Source organism: Streptomyces sp. STAM6, assembly GCF_054963715.1.
The window spans coordinates 24715-45453 of record NZ_JBUEFZ010000043.1 but is presented as its reverse complement, the minus strand read 5'-3'; the positions used below and the strand labels follow the sequence as shown (position 1 = coordinate 45453).

The 20739-nt window shown below is 73.0% G+C and carries 18 protein-coding genes; 8 read left to right on the top strand and 10 right to left on the bottom strand.

Features of this window, described 5'->3' with window-relative positions; all coding sequences use genetic code 11:
• Together ACY34K_RS30475 and ACY34K_RS30470 are read right to left on the bottom strand one after the other, a co-directional pair.
• Positions 1-1152 (bottom strand): AfsR/SARP family transcriptional regulator (locus tag ACY34K_RS30475; RefSeq protein WP_462752872.1); only part of this gene is annotated, 1152 nt, incomplete at its 3' end.
• Between the two features lie 70 nt (positions 1153-1222).
• Positions 1223-1993: an IclR family transcriptional regulator gene (locus ACY34K_RS30470; RefSeq protein ID WP_462752870.1), complete on the bottom strand. Its 771-nt coding sequence runs from the start codon at positions 1991-1993 to the stop codon at positions 1223-1225.
• Positions 1994-2239: 246 nt separating this feature from the next.
• On the opposite strand from ACY34K_RS30470, the gene ACY34K_RS30465 reads away from it, so the two are divergent.
• Positions 2240-2416 (top strand): hypothetical protein, encoded by a 177-nt coding sequence (locus ACY34K_RS30465; protein ID WP_462752868.1) that lies wholly within the window; start codon positions 2240-2242, stop codon positions 2414-2416.
• A gap of 127 nt (positions 2417-2543) precedes the next feature.
• Here ACY34K_RS30465 and ACY34K_RS30460 read toward each other — a convergent pair whose 3' ends face one another.
• Both ACY34K_RS30460 and ACY34K_RS30455 read right to left on the bottom strand, forming a co-directional pair.
• The gene (locus ACY34K_RS30460) at positions 2544-3911 is read right to left on the bottom strand and encodes an ATP-binding protein (protein ID WP_462752866.1); all 1368 of its coding nucleotides are present in this window, start codon (positions 3909-3911) and stop codon (positions 2544-2546) included.
• The gene (locus ACY34K_RS30455) at positions 3908-4591 is read right to left on the bottom strand and encodes a hypothetical protein (RefSeq protein ID WP_462752865.1); all 684 of its coding nucleotides are present in this window, start codon (positions 4589-4591) and stop codon (positions 3908-3910) included. The genes ACY34K_RS30460 and ACY34K_RS30455 overlap by 4 nt, the downstream gene beginning before the upstream one ends.
• A 126-nt stretch (positions 4592-4717) precedes the next feature.
• Between ACY34K_RS30455 and ACY34K_RS30450 the strand changes: the two genes are divergently transcribed.
• Together ACY34K_RS30450 and ACY34K_RS30445 are read left to right on the top strand one after the other, a co-directional pair.
• On the top strand, positions 4718-6781 hold the full coding sequence (locus tag ACY34K_RS30450) for a SpoIIE family protein phosphatase (RefSeq protein ID WP_462752863.1): 2064 nt from the start codon (positions 4718-4720) through the stop codon (positions 6779-6781).
• A 65-nt stretch (positions 6782-6846) separates the two neighbouring features.
• Positions 6847-7866, top strand: a complete 1020-nt coding sequence (locus ACY34K_RS30445; protein ID WP_462752861.1) for a PHP domain-containing protein — start codon at positions 6847-6849, stop codon at positions 7864-7866.
• Between the two features lie 94 nt (positions 7867-7960).
• Here ACY34K_RS30445 and ACY34K_RS30440 read toward each other — a convergent pair whose 3' ends face one another.
• On the bottom strand, positions 7961-8569 hold the full coding sequence (locus ACY34K_RS30440; RefSeq protein ID WP_462752859.1) for an LAETG motif-containing sortase-dependent surface protein: 609 nt from the start codon (positions 8567-8569) through the stop codon (positions 7961-7963).
• A 496-nt stretch (positions 8570-9065) separates the two neighbouring features.
• A complete protein-coding gene (locus ACY34K_RS30435; protein WP_462752857.1) occupies positions 9066-10118 on the bottom strand; it encodes a TrmB family transcriptional regulator sugar-binding domain-containing protein in 1053 nt (350 codons plus the stop codon).
• 352 nt (positions 10119-10470) lie between these two features.
• Between ACY34K_RS30435 and ACY34K_RS30430 the strand changes: the two genes are divergently transcribed.
• Together ACY34K_RS30430 and ACY34K_RS30425 are read left to right on the top strand one after the other, a co-directional pair.
• Complete coding sequence (locus ACY34K_RS30430) at positions 10471-11301, top strand: MmyB family transcriptional regulator (RefSeq protein ID WP_462752855.1); 831 nt, start codon at positions 10471-10473, stop codon at positions 11299-11301.
• A 164-nt stretch (positions 11302-11465) separates the two neighbouring features.
• Positions 11466-12449: a glutathione S-transferase family protein gene (locus ACY34K_RS30425; protein WP_462752853.1), complete on the top strand. Its 984-nt coding sequence runs from the start codon at positions 11466-11468 to the stop codon at positions 12447-12449.
• Positions 12450-12512: 63 nt separating this feature from the next.
• Here the strand turns inward: ACY34K_RS30425 and ACY34K_RS30420 are convergent, their stop codons facing one another.
• Entirely contained in the window at positions 12513-13904 is a 1392-nt protein-coding gene (locus ACY34K_RS30420; protein ID WP_462752852.1) for an NADP-dependent succinic semialdehyde dehydrogenase, read from the bottom strand.
• A gap of 107 nt (positions 13905-14011) precedes the next feature.
• Here ACY34K_RS30420 and ACY34K_RS30415 point away from each other — a divergent pair, with 107 nt between their 5' ends.
• Positions 14012-15055: a YihY/virulence factor BrkB family protein gene (locus ACY34K_RS30415; RefSeq protein WP_462752850.1), complete on the top strand. Its 1044-nt coding sequence runs from the start codon at positions 14012-14014 to the stop codon at positions 15053-15055.
• Here ACY34K_RS30415 and ACY34K_RS30410 read toward each other — a convergent pair.
• The 3 genes from ACY34K_RS30410 to ACY34K_RS30400 form a co-directional block, all read right to left on the bottom strand.
• Complete coding sequence (locus ACY34K_RS30410; RefSeq protein ID WP_462752848.1) at positions 15033-16232, bottom strand: FUSC family protein; 1200 nt, start codon at positions 16230-16232, stop codon at positions 15033-15035. The genes ACY34K_RS30415 and ACY34K_RS30410 overlap by 23 nt on opposite strands.
• The gene (locus ACY34K_RS30405; RefSeq protein ID WP_462752846.1) at positions 16229-17128 is read right to left on the bottom strand and encodes an SDR family oxidoreductase; all 900 of its coding nucleotides are present in this window, start codon (positions 17126-17128) and stop codon (positions 16229-16231) included. The genes ACY34K_RS30410 and ACY34K_RS30405 overlap by 4 nt, the downstream gene beginning before the upstream one ends.
• Before the next feature lie 108 nt (positions 17129-17236).
• Positions 17237-17656: a nuclear transport factor 2 family protein gene (locus ACY34K_RS30400; protein WP_462752844.1), complete on the bottom strand. Its 420-nt coding sequence runs from the start codon at positions 17654-17656 to the stop codon at positions 17237-17239.
• 88 nt (positions 17657-17744) lie between these two features.
• Between ACY34K_RS30400 and ACY34K_RS30395 the strand changes: the two genes are divergently transcribed.
• Together ACY34K_RS30395 and ACY34K_RS30390 are read left to right on the top strand one after the other, a co-directional pair.
• The gene (locus tag ACY34K_RS30395; protein ID WP_462752842.1) at positions 17745-18308 is read left to right on the top strand and encodes a TetR/AcrR family transcriptional regulator; all 564 of its coding nucleotides are present in this window, start codon (positions 17745-17747) and stop codon (positions 18306-18308) included.
• Positions 18309-18380: 72 nt separating this feature from the next.
• Positions 18381-20732 carry an FHA domain-containing protein gene (locus ACY34K_RS30390; protein WP_462752840.1) on the top strand — a complete coding sequence of 784 codons (2352 nt, stop codon included), beginning with the start codon at positions 18381-18383 and terminating at the stop codon, positions 20730-20732.
• Positions 20733-20739: the final 7 nt, after the last annotated feature.

Genomic DNA, 20739 nt, shown 5'->3' with positions numbered 1-20739 from the left:
GGGAAGCGGGTCCCGGGGCGGTGCCTCGGTGCCCCAGCGGAGCGGTTCACGCCCGCCGAGTGCGCTCAGCACCGCTTCCGGGACTCCTTCCTCGTCGTGCACGGGGGCCAGCTCGGCGACCCAGACCCCGTCGGGCCACTCGTGTGCCGCGGCGGCCGCGGATTCCATCGCAAGGCGGGTCTTTCCGACCCCGCCGGGGCCGAGGAGGGTGATCAGCCGCCGGTGGGCGAGTTCACCGGCGATCAAGGCCAGTTCGCCCTCCCGACCGACGAAGGACGTCAGCCGCGTGCGCAGATTTCCCGGGGCCGTGCGGTCGCGGGAGCGGTCGTGGGCGCTGCTGTCGAGGGCGCCGCGGTGGTGGCCACTGAGGTGGCGGGCGGGTGCGGGCCTGTCGTCCGGATGCTCGTCGGCGAGCAGTTCGGCATGGAGCGCCCGGAGTTCGCCGCCCGGCCCGGTGCCGAGGCGGGCGGCGAGCCGGACCCGCACCTCCTCGTACACCTGCAGCGCTTCGGCCGGCCGGCCCGCCGCGCGCAGGGCGCGGACGCGCAGGGCCGCGAGGGGTTCGTCCAGCGGCCGGTCCGCGGCGAGTTCGGCGAGGCCGGCCAGCGCGCCCTCGGCACGGCCGAGTCCGACCTCGGCCGCGAGGCGGGCGCACCGTGCCTCGGTGTGGTGCAGTCGCGTCCGCACGGCGAGCGGATCGTCGTCCCCGTCCGGCAGATCCGCCAGAGCCGGGCCGTCCCACAGGGCGAGCGCCTCGTCGAGGAGCCGGGCGGCGGTCCCCGGATCGCCGGCCCCGAGCGCGGCGGCGCCTTCCGCGGCGAGCCGCTCGAAGCGGAACAGGTCGATGTCGTCCGGCTCGGCGGCGAGCCGGTAGCCGCCGGTCACGGAGGCGACGGCGTCGTGGCCGATGGCCCGGCGCAGCCGCCCGACGAGCGCTTGCAGCGCCGCCTTCTCGTCGGCCGGCGGGTCGCAGGTCCACACCTGCGCGGCCAGCCGGTGCACGGGCACGGGGCGCCCGGCGGCCGCGGCGAGCGCGGTGAGCAGCGCCCGCAGCCGGGCTCCGGCGAGCGGGACGCCGGCGCCGTCGGGGCGGAACGCCCGGGTGGTCCCGAGAAGGCGGTAGCGGCAGCCCTGGCCGTGGCCGTTCGTCACCCGGTCATTGTCTCCCGCGCGGGTGGGCCGTCCGGACGTCCCACCCGCCCGAGGGGATCACGGCGGATGGTTACCGGGTGCCGCGGTGACCGAGGCGTGCGGACAGCTCGTCGGCGCCCTCGGCCGCGAGCTCGGCCAGTTCGGCCTCGCGCACGTCACTCCACCGGTTCATGGGGACGGAGATGGACAGGGCGGCGACGACCCGGCCCGCTCCGTCGCGCACGGGAGCGGCGACGGAGGAGACGTCGGGATTGGACTCCTGGTACTCGGAGGCGATGCCCCGCTCGCGGACGGCGCTGAGTTCGGTGCGCAGTTCGTCGTGGTCCGTGCGGCTGCGGGGGGTCATGGCGGCGAGTTCACGTCCGTCGATGCGGGTGTCGAGTTCGTCCTCGGAAAGGGAGGCGAGCAGCATCTTGCCGCCGGCGGTGCAGTGCGCGGGGAGCCGCCGGCCGGCGGCGGGGACCATGCGCACGGCGTGGGTGGAGCCCACCTCGGCGATGCAGATGACGTCGGTGTCCTCCAGAACGACGACGTGGACGGTCTCGTCGCAGGTCTCGGCGACCTCCCGGGCCACGGCCCGGCCCTCGGCGGCGAGGTCGAGCCGTTCGGCGTACCGGCTGCCGAGCTGAAAGGTGCGCACGCCGAGGCGGTAGCGGCCGGGCCGGGCGGGCACGGGCACGAGGTAGGACCGGGCCGTGAGCGTGGTGAGGAGTTCGTGCACGCTGGTGCGGGGCAGCTGGAGCCTGCGGGTGATCTCCGGCGCGGAGAGCGTCCCGTCGCCGTCGAGGAAGAGCTCCAGTATGTCGAGCGCTCTGGTCACCGCCGGGACAAGACGACCCACTCCGCCCACCCACCCCTTCGTTCGAAACCCCGGCCGGTGGCCGGTGTGACGAACACAGGCTAGTCACGGGCCACTTGACCGGGCAATGGCCGTGCGTGGGGGTGAGCGCCTCCCTGGGGACCCGAAGTGGCGTCCGTCCACGGTCCGCGCGCCGAGGCGGCCCCACCCACCCGTACGACTCGACGTGCGAGGTGGCGGCAACTGGACGAGAGTCGTGTCCGAGTCCCCCAACTCCAAGGAGATCCCATGCCTCGTCGTATCCCGCTCGTCCTGGCCGGCCTGCTGGTTGTCGGTTTCCTCGCCGCCGCCCCGGCGGCCGCACACGGTTCCGACGTCGAAGTCGGCTACCTGAGCGGCTCGAACGTGGAGGCCGGCGATGCCGAGGCGCACCACTTCGACGCCGGTGACGTCGAGGTCGACTGACGAACGGGCCACGGGGCGGCCACGCGCCGTCCCGGCCTCCGTCCGGCCGGGCGCCACCGGGCGTCCGGCCGCAGTGGTGCCACAGGGGGAACGGGCAGACGTGCGGGGGCGGTTGTCCTGCCGGTGGTCAGCCCGGTTCGGAGGGCGGGGCCGGCGGGGCCTTCGGCAGGCGCACGGTCGTCAGCGCTCCGCCGCCGGGGGCGTCACCGAACTCCACCCGGGCACCGATCACCGCCGCCTGGCCCATCACGATGGTCAGGCCGAGCCCGTGGCCACGACCGCGGCCCCGCCCGCCGGTACGGAACCGCCGCGGGCCGCGCTCGACCAGCTCGCGCGGATAGCCCGGCCCGTGATCGCGTACCCGCACCACCGGGCCGTCGACGGTGACCACGACGGGCGGTGCGCCGTGCCGGTGCGCGTTGACGATCAGATTGGCCAGGACCCGGTCGAAGCGCCGCCGGTCGGTCTCCACCCGGGCGTCGCACTCGACGCGCAGCTCGACCGGAAGTCCCGTGGCGCGCACCGCCCGCTCGGCCAGGGGGCCCAGGTCGTGGCCGTCGAACTCGGCCCGCTCCACGCCCGCGTCCAGCCGCGAGATCTCCAGCAGGTCCTCGGTGAGGCCGTGGAGCGCCCTCAGCCGGTCGTTGATCATTTCCTTGGGGCGGCCGTCGGGCAGCAGACCGGCCGCGGCGAGCACCCCGGTCAGGGGGGTCCGCAATTCGTGGGCGACGTCCGCGGTGAACCGCTTCTCGGTCTCCAGGCGCCGCTGCAGGGAGCCGGCCACGGAGTCCAGTGCGGTGGCCACCGCCCGGACCTCGTCCCGCTCCGCGCCCCGGCCACCGTCACCGGGCATCCCTACGCGCGCGTCCAGGTCCCCGTCGGTGATCCGGCGGGCGACGGCCGCCGTGGCGCTCAGCCGGCGGCTGATGCGGACCGCGAGGAAGAGACCGGCGACGGCGACGGCCCCGGCGGCCGAGACGGCGGAGGTGACGATGGCGGTGTCGATGGCACGCAAATGCGCTCGTGTGTCGGCGTAGGGCCGCCAGACGGCCAGGGCGTGGTCGTCGGCGGGCGCGGCCGCCCACATGACCGGCTTGCCCAGCCGGGTGCCCACCATCGTGCCGGTCCCGCCGCGCCGCACCAGCTCCCGCAGCTCGGCGGGGAGATCGGGCGGGTCGAGCTCCGAGGCGAGCCGGCCGGTGGAGGTGCCGTACTCGTAGTGCGCGGCCGCGAGGGCCAGATCCTGGCGCAGGCCGGCCCGGACCTGGCCGACGGTCTGCTGGGCCACCACGTTGTGCACGAGCACCCCGAGGACGGCGGCGACCGCGCAGCACACGGCGGTCGTCGTCGCGGCGATCTTCCAGCGCAGGCTCGACGCCCAGGCGGGCCGCAGCCCGGTGAGCAACCGGCCCGGCGGCCGGGCGGGGGCACTCGGAGCCCGCCGCTGTGGGGAGGAGCCGCCCGGCGGTGCGTCGTGCGCGGGCCGGCCGGTCATGCTTGGCTGCGCGGGCAGGGGCTGTGCGTCTTCTTCAGCGCCGGGCACTGGTCGAGCATGAGCCCGCCCAGGCTCATCTCCTTGCCGTCCCAGACGTACTCGGAGACGCTGACGTACACGGGGTTGGAGGTGGGCTCGCGCACGGTCAGATGGCCGGCCGCCACCTCGGTGCCCTCCAGGACGGCGCGGCGCGCCAGGACGCGCGTGACGGCACCCGACCGTACGGTGTAGACGCGCAGTTCGCTGAGCCGCCCGTCGATGTCGACCGCGGTGATCAACTCGGCCCTGCCGTCGCCGGTCAGGTCGTGGTGGACCGCCGGGCGGACCGGGCACGCCGCGCCCGCGCAGCCGGCGAGGAGCCGCACGGCCCGCGGATCGACCAGGATGCCCCGTCCGCCGTCGGCGCGCGCGGCGGCGGCCATGTCCGCCTTGACCACGGCCAGGGCGTCGGTGTCGCGCATGTCGCCGGACGGCACGGGCGGGACCGCGACCCGGGCCGGCCTGCCCGGTTTCTCACCGGGCGGCGGTGGGGCCGGACTCACGCCCTCCCACAGCGACAGCGGGGCCCGGAGTCGCCCGGGCGTGCCGTACCCGCGCAGCCCCTCCGCGTCGGCGCAACCCGCCGCCAGCGCCAGGCCCGCCACGGCGAGCAGAGCGCGAGGTACCGGTGTCGGGGGCATGCCCCCATGCTCATCGCGATGCGGCGCCGCCACACGGCGGCTGATCCGTCCGGGTCACCGCTGTTCGGGTTCGGTTCGTCTCCGATGCCTTGGCGTTCCCGCGTGACCCGCTCGACAATGAGGGTGATGACGGACAACCGGGTACACGGCGGCGAGATCGGTCCCACCGAGCGGCTCGCCATGAACCGCACGGGCAGCTTCGACTGGGATCTCGACGCCGGGACCATCGACGTGGACGAGGCGGGTCTGCTCGTGTTCGGCCTGGCACCCGGCACGTTCGACTCCCGGCCCGCCTCTCTCGTGCAACGGCTCGACGCGGAAGAGCGGACGCGGGTCGAGTCGGTGATCAAGGACGCCCTGAAGAGCGGCCGGGCGTCCTACGCCGCGCACTTCCAGATCCCGCTGGCGGACGGGTCGACCCAGTGGACGCACGTACAGGCGCGCATCCTGCGCGACGGCGAGGGCCGGGGCCACCGGATCGTGGGAATCGTCCGCGACGCCACCTCCGAGGTCACCCACTCCGCATTCGTGATGGAACTGGAGAAGCGCAGGCAGCGCCAGACGAACATCGTCGAGCGCACCACCCAGGCGCTGTCGCGGGCGGTCACGGTCGACGACGTCACCGCCGCGCTGACCGGCCCCGGCGGTCTGGCGCGGCTGGGCGCGGACGGCCTCGCCCTCGGACTCGTCGAGAACGGCTCGCTGAACATCATCGCGCTGAGCGGAGAGTCCCTGGAGCTCCTCGACGACCTGCGGGTGCGCCGGCTCGAACCGGGGATGCCGATGGCGGAGAGCGTCATCAGCGGGCGGCCGCTGTTCAGCAGCCGGTTCCCGGAACTGGCGCGGGACTACCCGGAGCTCGCGCCGCACGCGGGCCGGCTCAGGTTCCGGGCGGCCGCCTTTCTGCCACTCGTCGCACAGGCCCGCACCCTGGGCGGAATGGCGCTGTTCTACCGGGGTCACACCGCGTTCTCCGCGGACGAGCGGAACCTGCTGCTGGGGCTGGCCGCGATCGTGGCCCAGTCGCTGCAGCGGGCCACCCTGTTCGACGAGGAGCGGGAGCTCGCGACCGGACTCCAGGCCACGATGCTGCCGCGCCGGATCCCGGTCATCGACGGCGGCGAGATCGCGGTGCGCTACCACTCGGCGTGGAGCGGCCGGCAGGTCGGCGGCGACTGGTACGACGTGATCCCGCTGCCCAGGGGCAGGGTCGGGATCGTCGTCGGTGACGTGCAGGGCCACGACACACACGCCGCCGCCATCATGGGCCAGCTGCGGATCGCCCTGCGCGCCTACGCCGGTGAGGGCCACGCCCCGTCGACGGTGCTGGCCCGGGCGTCCCGGTTCCTCGCCGAGCTGGACACCGAGCGGTTCGCGACCTGCACCTACGCCCAGGTCGACCTGGGCACCGGGACCGTTCGGGCGGTGAGGGCCGGACATCTGGGGCCGCTGATCCGGCACACCGACGGCCGGGTGGGACGGCCGAAACTGCGTGGTGGGCTGCCGCTGGGCGTGGCGTCGGTGTTCGAGGACGAGGAGTTCCCCGAGACACGGCTCGACCTGGTGCCCGGCGAGACGCTGGTGATGTGCACGGACGGGCTCGTCGAGGAGCCGGGCACGGACATCGGGGCGGGCATCGCGGCGCTGGCCGAGGCGGTGAGCAGCGGGCCGCCCGGCGCGGACGCGCTGGCCGACCACCTGTCGGAGCGGTTCTGGGAGCGTTGGGGAGCGGGCGACGACGTCGCGCTGCTGGTGCTGCGGCGCAGCCCCGACCCGGGGACGCCGCGCGCGCCGCGCGTGCACCAGTACATCCACCAGGCCGATCCCCAGGGCCTGTCCGAGGCGAGGGCCGTGGTGCGGCGGGCCCTGCGCGACTGGGGTCTGCGCGACTTCGCGGACGACGCCGAGCTGCTGACGGGCGAGCTGCTGGGCAATGTACTGCTGCACACCGAGGGCGGGGCGGTCCTCACGCTGGAGGTGCTGCCGGAGCCGGTGCGCCGGGTCCGGCTGTCGGTGCAGGACCGGTCCAGCGCCTGGCCGAAGCGCCGTACGCCGGGCGAGGCGGCCACGTCGGGCCGCGGGCTCGTGCTGATGGACGCGCTGTCCCTGCGCTGGGGGGTCGAGCCGCGCGGCGAGGGCAAGGCCGTGTGGTGCGAGATCGGCCCGTCGTCGGTGCGGCAGCCGGGCTGAGCACCGGGCCGGCGAGAACCGAACCGCCCGTACTCAGGGGCACGAGCAGCAGGCTGGAGGCCGGGATGGACCCCGTCGAGGCATTGGACCGGATCGCCTTCCTGCTGGAGCGGTCGATGGCGCCGACGTACCGGGTGAAGGCGTTCAGGACCGCGTCGGCGGCGCTGACCGCGCTCGGCGAGGGCGAGGCGGCGCAGCGCGCGGCCGCGGGGACCCTGGAGGATCTCCGGGGCGTCGGGCCGAAGACGGCTCAGGTGGTGCGGGAGGCGCTGGCCGGGGAGGTGCCCGGCTATCTGCGCAAGCTGGAGGAGGAGGCGGGCGACCCGGCGGCGCAGGGCGGCGCGGAGCTGCGGGCCCGGCTGCGCGGCGACTGCCATCTGCACTCGGACTGGTCGGACGGGGGCAGTCCGATCGAGGAGATGGGACGGGCCGCGAGGGCGCTGGGCCACGAGTGGGCCGTGCTCACCGATCACTCGCCGCGGCTGACGGTGGCCCGCGGGCTGTCGGCGGAGCGGCTGCGGGAACAACTCGACGTGGTGGCCGGGCTGAACGAGCGGTGGGCGCCGTTCCGGCTGCTGACCGGCATCGAGTGCGACATCCTGCTGGACGGTTCGCTCGACCAGGAACCCGAGCTGCTCGACCGGCTCGACCTGGTGGTCGCCTCCGTGCACTCCAAGCTGCGGATGGACGGCCCCGCCATGACGCGGCGGATGGTCCGGGCCGTGCGGGACCCCCGGGTCGATGTGCTGGGCCACTGCACGGGCCGGCTGGTCGGCGGGAAGCGACCGGAGTCGCAGTTCGACGCGGACCGGGTCTTCGCGGCGTGTGCCGAGTCCGGGACGGCGGTGGAGATCAACAGCCGTCCGGAGCGGCTGGATCCGCCCAAGCGGCTGCTGCGCCGGGCGGTCGAGGCGGGGGTGTTCTTCGCGGTCGACACCGACGCGCACGCCCCGGGCCAGCTGGACTGGCAGATCCTCGGCTGCGCACGGGCCGAGGAGTGCGGCGTACCGGCCGACCGGGTGATCAACACCTGGTCGGCCGATGAGCTGCTCACCTGGACCCGTACCCGCGAGGCGCCTGTCTGAGCCGCTCGCGCCCCATGGAAGGCGGTGTCCGGGGCGTGTTTCGAAAGTGGCGTCGTCCGCCCGGGGAAGGAGGACGGGACTTTCGAAAGACGCCCTAGTCCCGGACCGTGCGGCGCTTGCGGACGGCCCACAGGATGCCGCCGCCGGCCAGCAGCACGGCCGCCGCCGCGCCGGCGACGAGCGGCGTGGAGCCGGACGAGCCGGTCTCCGCGAGGCCCGGCCCGGTGGGGCTCGGCGCCGGAGTCGGGGCGTCGGACGGCGTGGGGGGCGCCGGGGCGGGTGACGTCTCGCCGGGCGTCGGGGCGGGGGCCAGCGAGGTCGTGGGCGGTGTGGGCGGCGAGGAGTCGCCGCAGACCGGTGCCGTCCTGGTCTCGTCGCGGGAGAACTTTCCGCCCTCGCTGCCGTCCTTGACGACGAGGCGGACCGTCAGCTCCTTGTCGTGGTCGGGCAGAGTCAGCTTCTTGTGGAACTCCCGGCCGAAGGTCTCCTTCGGCAACAGGTCCTTGCCGTCCACGGTGACGGTCACCTCGTTGGTGACGTTCTCGGTGTAGTTGGTCAGGTCGACCTGGACTTCTGAGCAGGTCACGGACCAGGCGGGGGTATGGGTGGCGGCCGGGGCCGCGGTCAGCGCCACGCCGGCCGCGCCGAGGACCGCGGCGGTGGCGAGGGCGGCGCAGCGCCTCGATCCGGCGGAGAGGGACATGGGGGTACCTCCGTACGGGGGACGGGTACGTGTCGCACGTCACGGGGGACGCGCAGCGCGCACAGTACTGGTCCCGCCGATCCGACTCACAGTCGCCCCATCCGTAACCGGACACTCAACTGAGAGGGGAATCAAGGCAATTGCCGACGGCTCTTCCCCGACCGAGGCACCCGGGCCCGGGCACTCGCCCGGTCGGCGGCCCTATCACGGGGGACGTACCGAGGATTCGGATTTGCGTGCCGCGCGGCCCTGGCACGACCTTGCGGTATCCACGCGATGCCCGGCAGGACACGCTGCCCGTGCCCTGCGTTGCCCGGTTCTGGCATGAGGCGCGGATAACGCCCCCCGTAATAGCGGCTTCGCGGCCCTCGTCGGCGCCCGTGGGAACGCTGCCGATCGGCCTCCTCCAGCATGCAGCAATCGGGCGGGCTTTTCCTCTGATGCTTTTTCGGCGAAAAAAGTGTCCGGCAATAGCGAGCAACCCCGCGGGGCCGCGTCAGGTCCCCCGTTTCGTGTCCGGTCGGTCGGCCTCGCCGCCTTTGCCGCCGGGGCCTTCGGGCTCGTCGGCCATCTGCTGTCGCTCGGCGGACAGGGCCCACTGGTAGGCGAGAGCGGCCAGTGTGGACACGCCCCAGCGGGCGCGGAGTCCACCGAGCTCCTTGGTGAGGGTGCGCAGTCCGATGTTCAGCCGACGGGCGGTGATGCGCTGGTCGATTCCCGCGGCCGTGTCGATGAGGATCTCGCGCTGGCGGCGGGTGAGCCCGGCGCCTTCGGCGGGCACGGCCCGGCGGGGGTCGCCGTGCCAGATCTCGGCCCGCCGCCAGGCGTCCTCGAACCCCTCGGCGATGAACGCCACCAGGGCCCGGTCCATGACGTGCCAGGCGGCGTGCGTGGGGGTCGAGTTGACGACGTGGTCGGAGATGAACGCCTGACGGCGGTCGACCACGACGCACCGCTGGAAGGGCGCGACCAGCGTACGGAACCTCATACCTTTGGCGGACATGACGGTCGCCCATTCGCGGGTCACGGGATCGTCCCGGACGCTGTCGCGGTACAGCGTGCGCACGCTGACGCCGCGGGCGAGCGCGCCGGAGTCGCGTGCCATGGCGATCTCCAGGAGTTCGCGGGTGCGGGGGCCGCCGGGCTGGGCGGTGAGCAGTTCGTTCTCGGCCTGACTGATGGCCTCCCCGATCCGGGCGTTGACCTGTTCGGGTTCGGCCAGGAACTCACTGCCGGAGCCGGAGCGCCACTTGGCGCGTTCGAAGTGCAGACTGAGCTGGTCGGCGATGCCGGGGATCGCCGCGACACGGGCCGCCCTGGCGGCCGCCTCGCGGAGTTCCTCGTCGAGCCGGCGGCGGCCTGCCTCCTGGGGGTCGAGGGCGATCGGCAGGTCGGGCTGCTCGGGGTCGACGGCGACCAGCCGCCACGCCAGCAGTTCGCGCAGGGCGGGCGCGTCCCCGGGTCCGACCCGTTCGCCGAGCGTGATCCGGCCGTAGAGTTCCCTGGCGGCGGCCGACAACTCGTCGTCCGGACGTATGGGGTTGTCCATTTCCGTCACACCTGCCCCCGTTCGCCGCTGCGTGTGTGCGCCGTGCGCATGTACGCACCACGCAGAGGCTTGATCGCTCCCTGTCCAGCAGGCCAGCGTACCCGTGCGGCTACTCCCGGTTTCCGCTCCGCACAGCACCGGGAGCTCCGGCCGTTCCCCCGAATGCCCATGAAAGGACGTCACATGCAGCTTCCCGTTCGCCGCGCGCCGGCCGGCCCGGTCCTGCTCGCCGCGCCCGGGCTCGCCCCCGTCAAGCGCGATTCCGCCTGGGGCTGATCAGGCACCGTTCCACAGCTCACCGCGGTGGCCGCCGGCGATCCCGGCGGCCGCCTCCTTGGGGGAAGACACCGTCATGGACAAGGTCGCACTGCGTTTTCTGCTGCGTGAACGCCGCGCGCTCATCACACCGGAGAGCCACGGACTGTCGCGCCCGACCCGGCAGGGCCGGCGCGCTCCCGGGTTGTCCCAGGCGCAGATGGACCAGATACTGCACCGCGCGCCGGACACCTACGGGCGGCTGGAGTCGGGCCGTTACCCGAACCCTCCGGTCGACCTGCTGCAGGACGTGGCGCGGCTGCTCGGCATGAACGAGCAGGAGTGGATCGCGCTGTGGCGGTACGCCCTGGGCCAGGATCCGCCGCACCCGCTGAACTCCCGTTCCGGGGAGGAGGTTCCGGGCGGGTGGCAGGAGGCCCTGGAAGGCATCTCGCACATGGCGTACATCAACGACCGCTCGTGGAACCTGCTCGCCCACAACGCCCCGTTCGCGTCGCTCTTCCCCCGCCGGGAGGTGCCCACCAACACCATGCGGTGGATGACGGTCGAGCCGGAGGCCCGGACCGTACTGGCGAACTGGGAACACTCCTGGGCCCCGCTGGTGCTGCCGCAGCTGCGGGCCGCCCTCGCCGCGGACCCCGGCGACGAGACACTCTCGCAGATCGAGAAGGAAGTGCTCGCCGATCCGGTGGCCGCGCCGATCTACGAGTCGTCGCGTGCCTACATCCATCCCGACGGTGACGAGCGGCCCCTGCACCACTCGGAGCTGGGGCCCGGCTGGGTCACCATGTGTGCGGCGCAGCCCATGGCGGCGCCCGGCGCCCGTCTGATCATTCTCGTGTTCCACGCCGGGGAGCAGCGCCGGCACGCCCGGGTACCGGCCCTGCGCGCCCGCTCGCATCCGTAGCCGGGGCCTGCCGGAGTCCGCGTGCCCGCCGCCGGCGAGACTCCGCGTCGTCGTGCCCGGCCGGAGAGTCACCACCCCCGCTCCGGGGAGGGGCGTGAGGCCCGGCGGAGACCGGGTACCCGGCGGGGTGCCGTCGCGTCCCGACACGAGAAAGGGTGGGCGCCGTGAGCAGCACCGTCGAGTGGGAACGCGCAGCCAGCCATTTCACCGACCGGATCACGGCCGACGGGCGGGACGGCTGGCCCGTGGAGGACGGCCGCTACCGGCTGGTCGTGAGCCGCGCCTGCCCCTGGGCGAGCCGTTCCCTGGTGGCGAGGCGGCTGCTGGGACTGGAGGGCGCCCTCTCCCTGGGCGTCGCCGACCCGATCCAGGACGAGCGCAGCTGGCGGTTCACACTGGACCCGGACGGCCGCGACCCGGTGCTCGGCATCCGTTTCCTGCGGGAGGCGTACCACGCACGTGAGGAGGGGTACGAGGGCGGTATCAGCGTCCCCGCCGTCGTCGACGTGCGCAGCGGGCTGCTGGTGACCAACGACTACCAGCGCATCACGCTCGACCTCGCCACCGAGTGGCGGGCCCTGCACCGCGAGGGGGCGCCGGACCTGTATCCGGAGGCGCTGCGGGACGAGATGGACGAGCTGATGGACGGTGTGTTCCGGGACGTCAACAACGGCGTGTACGCGGCTGGGTTCGCGAAGCGGCAGGAGAAGTACGACGCGGCGTACGGGCGGCTGTTCGCCCGGCTGGACCAGCTGTCGGAGCGGCTGTCCGGACAGCGCTATCTGATGGGTGACACCATCACGGAGGCGGACATCCGGCTGTTCACCACGCTGGTCCGGTTCGACGCGGTGTACCACGGCCACTTCAAGTGCAACCGGAACAAGCTGACCGAGGACCGGGTGCTGTGGGCCTACGCACGCGACCTGTTCCAGACGCCGGGATTCGGCGACACGGTCGACTTCGACCACATCAAGCGGCACTACTACCAGGTCCACGAGGACATCAATCCGACCCGGATCGTCCCGCGCGGGCCGGATCTGCGGGCCTGGCGCACCCCGCACCACCGTGAGGAGCTGGGCGGCCGGCCCTTCGGCGACGGGGTGCCGCCCGGGCCGCCGCCCGAGGACGAGACCGTCACACCGCTGTGAAACGCGCTGTGAAGGGGCACACGCCGCTGTGAGCGCGGGCGCCCGCCGCCGCGGGACGACGCGTCAGGCCGCCTGCCAGACGGTGGTGGCGTTGCAGAACTCCTTGATGCCGTGGCCCGACAGTTCCCGCCCGTAGCCGGAGCGCTTCACACCGCCGAAGGGCAGCGCCGGGTGGGAGGCGGTCATGCCGTTGACGAACACACCGCCCGCCTCCAGGTCGCGTACGAACCGGCGGACGTCGCCGTCGTCCCGCGTCCAGACGTTGGAACTCAGTCCGAAGGGGCTGTCGTTGGCGAGCTCCACCGCCTCGTCGATGGTCCCGGCACGGTAGAGCGTGGCGACCGGGCCGAAGGTCTCCTCACGGTGGATCCGCATGCCCGGTGTGACGTCGCTCAGTACGGTGGGGGCGTAGTACCAGCCGCGGTCCAGGCCCTCCGGCCGGGCTCCGCCGCAGCGCACGGTCGCCCCGGCGCGCACGGCGTCGTCGACGAGTTCGGCGAGGCCGTCACGCCCCTGTTCGCTGGCGAGCGGCCCGACGTCGGTGGACTCGTCCATGGGGTCGCCGACGGTCAGCGCCGCCATGCCGGCCGTGAAGCGCTCGGCGAACGCGTCGTAGACGTCGGCGTGGACGATGAACCGCTTGGCGGCGATGCAGGACTGGCCGTTGTTCTGGACGCGGGCGGTGACCGCGACCTCGGCGGCCCGGTCGATGTCGGCCGACGGCATGACGACGTACGGGTCGCTGCCGCCGAGCTCCAGGACGGTCTTCTTGACCTCGTCGCCGGCGATGGACGCCACCGAGCGGCCGGCCGGTTCGCTGCCCGTGAGGGTGGCCGCGGCGACCCTGGCGTCGCGCAGGACCCCCTCGACGGCGCCGGAGCCGATCAGGAGGGTCTGGAAGCAGCCCTCGGGATAGCCCGCCCGGCGGAAGAGGTCCTCCAGGTAGAGCGCGGTCTGCGGGACGTTCGAGGCGTGCTTGAGCAGTCCGACGTTGCCCGCCATGAGTGCGGGCGCGGCGAAGCGCACCACCTGCCAGAGCGGGAAGTTCCACGGCATGACCGCGAGCACCGGGCCGAGGGGCCGGTAGTGGACGCGGGCCGTGGCCGCGCCGGAGTCGCGCACCTCCCGCTCGTCGGGGTGCTCGTCGGCGAGCAGCCGTTCGGCGTTGGCGGCGTACCAGCGCATCGCCTTGACGCACTTGGCCGCCTCCGCGCGGGCCGCCGCGACGGGTTTGCCCATCTCGGTCGTCATGGTGCGGGCGATGTCGTGCTGGTCCTGTTCGAGCAGCTCGGCCGCGCGCTCGAGCAGGCGGGCCCGTTCGGCGAACTCCGTGGTGCGGTAGCGCCGGAAGGCCGCGTCGGCGGCGGCCAGGCGCCGCTCGATTTCCGCCGGGTCCAGCGGGTCGAACGTCCTGAGGGTCTCGCCGGTCGCGGGGTTCACCGTCGCGATGGGCATGGGTGTCCTCCTCGCAAGTCGCTTTCCCGACCCTGCCGCGCCCCGGCCGAGCCCGCAAACCGAGCGCTGCCGGGTTGAGGCGGGCTTCTCGGGTAACCCGTGCGCGTATGGCGAACACCCACGACGAGCACGAGCGCAGGGGCGGCCGAGCCGTGAACGGCGGCGAGGACACTCCCGGGGTGCCGGACGAGGTCCCGCGGGACGTCCCCGACGAGCCGACCCAGCTGTCGAAACACTCCTGGCGGGCGGTCCTCCGGCGGACCGGCAAGGAGTTCCTGGACGACGAACTTCCCGACCGTGCCGCGGCCCTGACCTACTACAGTGTGCTGTCGATCTTCCCGGCGCTGCTGGTCCTGGTCTCGGTCCTGGGCCTGATCGGCGACTCCGCGACCCGTGGCCTGCTGGACAATCTCGACCAGCTGGCTCCGGGCCCGGTGCGGGACCTCCTGGAGGACGCGATAGAGCAGCTGCAGGGCGCGTCGGGCGCCAGCGGGGTCGTCGCGGCGATCAGCCTGGTGGCGGCCGTGTGGTCGGCGTCCGGATACGTGGCCGCCTTCATCCGGACCGCGAACGCCGTGTACGACCTCCCCGAGGGCCGGCCGGTGTGGAAACTGACGCCGCTGCGGCTCGGGCTGACACTGATCCTGATGCTGCTGCTCCTGGTGAGCGCGGTGATCGTGGTGTTCACCGGCCCGCTCGCGCACCGCGCGGGTGAGGCCATCGGTGTCGGTGACGAGGCGGTCACCGTGTGGAACATCGCCAAGTGGCCGGTGCTGCTGATTCTGGTGGTCCTGATGATTGCGCTGCTGTTCTGGCGCGCGCCGAACGTGCGCGGGCCGGGGTTCCGCTGGGTCAGCCCCGGCAGTGTGCTGGCGGTGCTGCTGTGGCTGATCGCCTCGGGCGGCTTCGCGCTGTACGTCGCGAACTTCGGTTCGTACAACAAGACGTACGGCACCCTGGCGGGCGTCATCACGTTCCTGATCTGGCTGTGGCTGTCCAACCTGGCCATCCTGCTGGGCCTGGAGCTCGACGCGGAGCTGGCCCGGCAGCGGGCCATCAGTGGCGGCCTGCCGGAGTCGCAGGAGCCGTATGTGGAGCCGCGCGACACCCGCAAGTGGCCGCGCAGCCTCAGGCGCCGCTCCGGGAAGTGACGCCGCCGGAGGCGGGCCGGGCGTCCTCCAGCTCGTGCAGCAGCCGCCGGCTCCCGGCCGCGAGGCCGCCGAGCGAGGTGGCGGTCTCGGTGTCGTCAGCGGTCAGGCGGGTGCCGAGGCGGGCCCGCAGACCGCGGTGTGCCTCCCGGGCCCTGACCAGCGCGCTCTCCCTGTCCGTCCCCGCGTCCGCCCCCACCGCCGTGCCCCCGTCCAGCACCGCGCGGTCCGCCTCGCAGACGTCCGCGAGGGCGTGCAGGAGCGCGGACAGATCATGAAGTGCGGGGTCCGGTGGCGGGGTGAACCGTGGTTCGTCGCCGGCCGCCTCGGCGAGGAGTCCGGTCAGCGCGGTCAGCCGGCCGGCCACCCGTTCCCAGGCGGCGTCCCAGTGGGTCGAGGGCAGCGCCGGGCCGGGGCGTCGCATGCGGTGGGCGGGGTTGTAGCGGTAGCTCTCCCTGGTCCGGCCGCGGGCGCTGCGCAGGTCGTCGAGCAGCCGGGACAGCCGGCGGGCTTCGGCGTGCCACTCCTGGGCCCGGGACACGTCGTGGCCCCGCTCGATGCCCTGGGCCATGGCGCGCAGCAGTTCGGCGCCGTCGCGCGGGAGGCGGTACAGCGTGTCACGGGCGTGGCGGAGGTGGACGGGCGGCAGGACCAGGGCGTTCACGGCGATGCCGATGACGGCGCCCAGGAGCGTCTCCAGCAGCCGGTGAACGATGTCGAAGCCGGTGTAGGAGCCGTACACCAGGACGAAGAGCGCGGTGGTGGAGGCGTAGATGCCCTGGTCGCCGAAGCGCCGGTGGTTTCCGAGCAGCATCGTCACGGGCAGGACGAGCGCCATGGCGGCCATGGTGTTCCCGGTGAGGGAGACGGCCGCGCTCGCCAGGACGGTCCCGGCCGCGATGAGGACCACCTGCTGGGCTCCCGCGCGCACCGAACGGTAGACCGTGCTCTGCACCAGTACGAGCGCCGTCCACGGCGCCATCAGCGCCAGCGGGGCCTGCCACCACCAGCCGGCCAGGGCCCAGGCGAGGACGGCGGCCCCGGCCGCCTTGAGGGACTGGACGCCCGTGTCGCGCTCGGGTCCGGGTCCGGTGAGGGCGCGGCGCGCCGAGCGCCAGGCGGCAGCCGCCTCCCGGCCGATCCGGCGCGCGAGGGCGTGTGCGCCGGGTGTCGGTGTCACGGCAGCGGGGTGCCGCCGGTGGCGTTGACGATCTCGCCGGTGATGTAGCTCGCGCCCGCCGAGGCGAGGAAGACGTACGCGGGGGCCATTTCGGCCGGCTGGGCGGGGCGGCCGAGCGGCGACTGTTTTCCGAACGCGGCGGTCTCCGGCATGGTCGCCGGTATCAGCGGCGTCCAGACGGGGCCGGGAGCGACGGCGTTGACGCGGATGCCGCGCGGGGCGAGCAACTGGGCCAGGCTGTGGGTGAAGGAGACGATCGCGGATTTCGTCATGGCGTAGTCGAGCAGCGGCGGGCTCGGCTTGTAGGCCTGCACGGAGGTGGTGTTGATGACCGAGCCGCCCCTGGGGATGTGCGGCAGGGCCTGCTTGGTGAGCCAGAACATGCCGTAGAGGTTGGTCTTCATCACCCGGTCGAACTGCTCGGTGGTGATGGCCTCGATGCCGTCGGGCTGCGCCATCTGGTAAGCGGCGTTGTTGACGAGGACGTCGATGCGGCCGTGGGCGCCGACGGCCCGGTCGATCAGGGCGCGGCACTGGTCCTCGTCCCTGATGTCGCAGTCGACCGCGGTGGCCTTGCGCCCGGCGCCCTCGATCAGCCGGGCGGTCTCCCGTGCCTCGCCCTCCTCCTCGGCCAGATGGGTGAACAGGACGTCGGCGCCTTCGCGGGCGTACGCGAGGCAGACCGCCCGGCCGATACCGGAGTCGCCGCCGGTGACCACGGCGAACCGGCCTTCCAGCACTCCGCTGCCGCGGTAGGACTCCTCGCCGTGGTCGGGCGGCGGGTCCATGGGCCCGGTCCAGCCGGGGTGGGGCTGCTCCTGCTCGGGGAAGTCCGGGCGGGGATACCGGGTGACCGGGTCGTGGGCGCGGTCGTCGGGGCGGGGGGCATCGGTCATGGGGGGGCACCTCCTGGTCTGCGCTGTCCGCTCTCCGCGTTCCCCGGAGCGGCCGGGCGATGCACGCGCCGGCCGCCCCGTTGGATCACGGGCGGCCACCCGGCCGGGTCAACGGGAGATGCGGCGCTCCTCGGGGGCGATGGCGAGGTCGTTGATGCTGGCGAGGCGCTTGCGCATCAGGCCGTTTCCGTCGAATTCCCAGTTCTCGTTGCCGTAGGCACGGAACCACTGGCCGCCGGCGTCGCGGTACTCGTACTCGAAGCGCACGGCGATGCGGTTGCCGGTCCAGGCCCAGAGCTCCTTGCGCAGGCGGTAGTCCCGTTCGCGCTGCCACTTGCCGGTCAGGAACGCGACGATCTCGTCCCGGCCGTTGACGAACACGTCGCGGTTGCGCCACTCGGAGTCCTCGGTGTACGCGAGGGCCACCTTCTCGGGATCGCGGGTGTTCCAGGCGTTCTCGGCGAGCTGCACCTTCTGGCGGGCGGTCTCCTCGGTGAACGGCGGCAGGGGCGGGCGCTGGTCGGACACGGTGGTCTCCCTTCACGATGAGAACGGTCGTTCTCACTCGTTGCCGTACCCTACGAGAACGTTTGTTCTCGCGCAACGGAGTGACCACATGGACATCGAGGCGACCCGGGACCGCATCCTCGACGCGGCGGAGGAGCTCTTCTACGGCCGAGGCATCCAGGCGGTCGGCATGGACGCCGTCCGCACCGCCTCCGGCGTCACCCTGCGCCGGCTCTACCAGCTCTTCCCGTCCAAGGACGCCCTGGTGGAGGCCTATCTGCTGCGGCGCGACGCACGATGGCGGGAGAGCCTCGCGGCGTATGTCGACGGCGTGGACGCCGCACCGGCCGGACGCGTGCTCGCCGTCTTCGACTGGCTGCGGCGCTGGTTCGAGGAACCCGGCTTCCGTGGTTGCGCGTTCATCAACTCCTTCGGGGAACTCGGCGCCGGCTCCCCAGAGGTCGCCGAGGCGGCCCGCGGACACAAGGACGCCTTCCGGGTCTACGTCACCGGCCTGGCCGAACGAGCAGGCGCGACCGCACGGACCGGCACCCAGATCACCCTGCTCGCCGAGGGCGCCATGACCACGGCCGCCATCACCGGCTCGTCCGCCCCCGCGGACGAGGCCCGCGAGGCGGCGCGCCTGCTGCTGGGCGGCGCCGCGGAGGAATGACCGCGGACACCGGCGCCGCGAACACCTCCGGCTAACCAGGCACATATCGGGCGCAAAAGATAAAATTCAGACATGGGAGAGCAGCCCGTCGTGCCCACCACGCCCGAGCTGGTCCTCGATGTCGACGGTGACTCGACAGTGATGAGTCCGGACCGGGTCTACCGCATCGGGCGCGACCCCCAGAGCGACATCGTCCTCGGCGATGCCAGGATCTCGTGGCACCACGCGGTCCTGCTGACCGAGAACGGCCAGTGGACCGTCCGGGACCAGGACAGCACCAACGGCACCTTCGCCGACGGCCGCCGCGTGCGGGTGTGGGGCGTCGGACCCGGCAGCGTCCTCCGCTTCGGCCATCCGGCCGAGGGACCGCGTGCCGTGCTGTCCGGACGCCGGCCACCCGCGCCGCAGGGCCCGCAACGCCCGTCGTCCGTCTCGATGCCCGCCGCCACCGGTACCTTCCGGCAGCCGACCTCCGTACGGCCGCTGCCCACGCGCACGGTGCGCATCGGCCGCGGCACCGACAACGACCTGGTCGTGGACGACCTCGTGGTGTCGCGGCACCACGCGGAGCTGCGCGCCCGCGACGACGGCACCTACTGGATCCACGACATCGGCAGCCACAACGGCACGTTCCTCAACGGCCGGCCGGTCGAGGAGGCCCGGGTGACGCCCGGGGACATCGTGGGCATCGGCCACTCCGCGTTCTGTCTCGCGGGTGACCAGCTGGTCGAGTTCACCGACACCGGCGAGGTCTCCCTGGACGTGCAGGACCTGGCCGTCACGGTCGACCACGGCCGCAAGTCCCTCCTGGACCAGGTGTCCTTCCCGGTCGGGCAGAAGTGTCTGCTCGCCGTCGTCGGACCCAGCGGCGCGGGCAAGTCCACGCTGCTCAACGCGCTGACCGGGCTGCGCCCCGCCGACCGGGGCACGGTGCTCTACGACGGCCGGGACCTCTACCGGGACTACGCGGAGCTCCGGCAGCGCATCGGGCTCGTCCCCCAGGACGACATCCTGCACCTCCAGCTGACCGTGCGGCGCGCCCTCGGCTACGCCGCCGAACTGCGCTTCCCGGAGGACACGGCCCACGAGGAGCGGCTGGAACGGGTCGAGCAGGTGATCCACGAACTGGGCCTCGAACAACGGGCCGACCAGCACATTCACAGCCTCTCCGGCGGCCAGCGCAAGCGGGTCAGCGTGGCGCTGGAGCTGCTGACGAAGCCCTCGCTGCTGTTCCTGGACGAGCCGACCTCGGGCCTCGACCCCGGCATGGACCGCTCGGTGATGCACATGCTGCGCGGGCTCGCCGACGACGGCCGTACCGTCATCGTCGTCACGCACAGCGTGCTCAGTCTGGACGTGTGCGACCGGCTGCTGGTGCTCGCCCCGGGCGGACGGATCGCCTACTACGGGCCGCCCGAGCAGACGCTGGACTTCTTCGGCTTCGGCCAGTGGCCGGAGGCGTTCGAGGCGTTCGAGAACGACCGAGACCGCGACTGGGCCGGGCAGTACCGCGGGTCCCGGTTCCACCGTCAGTACATCACGGGTGCCATGGAGCAGCCGCGGCTGCCGGCCACGGAGCCGGTCACGGCCCCGCCGGCGCCGCCGAAGGCACAGAGCTGGGGCGCCCAGCTGCGTACTCTCGTACGCCGCTACACGGCGGCGCTGAGCGCCGACCGCACCTTCATCGCCATCATGGTCGCGCTGCCGTTCGTGATGGGGGCGATGGCCCGGGCCCTGTCCGAGGGGGAGTTCGGCCCGGAGTCCACCCTGAACGTCCTGCTCATCCTCTGCGTCGGAGGCGTCCTGACGGGCGCGGCCAACGCGGTGCGGGAGCTGGTCAAGGAACGCACGATCTACCGCCGGGAGAGAGCCGTCGGCCTGTCCAGATCGGCGTACCTGATGTCCAAGGTGGTGGTACTCGGCCTGATCACGGTCGTGCAGGCCGTCGTGCTGACCCTGGTCGCCCTGATCGGTGTGCCGCTTAACGTCCCGGGCGGCGAGGGCGTGCTGCTGCCGCCCCTGGTCGAGATCACCCTGGCCGTGGCGCTGCTGTCCTTCACGGCGATGATGCTCGGCCTGTTCGTCTCGGCGCTGGTGCGCAAGGAGGAGGTCACCATGCCGCTGCTGGTGCTCCTCGCGATCATCCAGGTCGTGTTCTGCGGCGGCCTGCTGACGATCCACGGCTCGCCGGTCATCGAGCAGCTCGCCTGGCTGATCCCCTCCCGCTGGGCCTTCGCGGCCATGGGGGCGACCGTCGACATCGAGAAGATCGCGCCCAGCGAGAAGACGCAGGATCCGCTGTTCGACCACACGGCGCAGGTGTGGCTCCTGGACATGGGGATGATGGTGGTGCTCTGCCTCGTCCTGGGATTCGTGGTCGCGAGACTGTTGCGCCGGCACGAACCCGCGATCATGCGAAAGTAGGCAGGGC